At 52.3% G+C, this 300-nt stretch carries 1 rRNA gene; it reads right to left on the bottom strand.

Features of this window, described 5'->3' with window-relative positions:
- Positions 1–17: 17 nt before the first annotated feature.
- Positions 18–134 (bottom strand): 5S ribosomal RNA (gene rrf / locus ACSEXW_RS28425).
- Between the last annotated feature and the right edge of the window lie 166 nt (positions 135–300).

The raw sequence follows: 300 nt of genomic DNA, 5'->3' as shown, positions 1-300 counted from the left end.
TCACACAAGTGAGACCCGCTTGGCAACGTCCTACTCTCCCAGGACCCTGCGGTCCAAGTACCATCGGCGCTGAAGGGCTTAACGGTCGTGTTCGAGATGGGTACGCGTGGTTCCCCTTCGCCATTATCACCAAACGAGCTGCATATGAAGTTGAAGGATTTAACCCCTTCAAAACTGAACACGAGTAAGTAACATCAGCCGATTGTCTTGCATATTGTGTCCGCCAGCCTACAGCTGACATGGACTCCATAGAAAGGAGGTGATCCAGCCGCACCTTCCGATACGGCTACCTTGTTACGA

Source organism: Oryzibacillus soli (assembly GCF_051594765.1).
Taxonomy (GTDB): domain Bacteria; phylum Bacillota; class Bacilli; order Paenibacillales; family NBRC-103111; genus Paenibacillus_AR.
The sequence above is the reverse complement of the archived record's forward strand: the minus strand, read 5'-3'. Positions and strand labels throughout refer to the sequence as shown.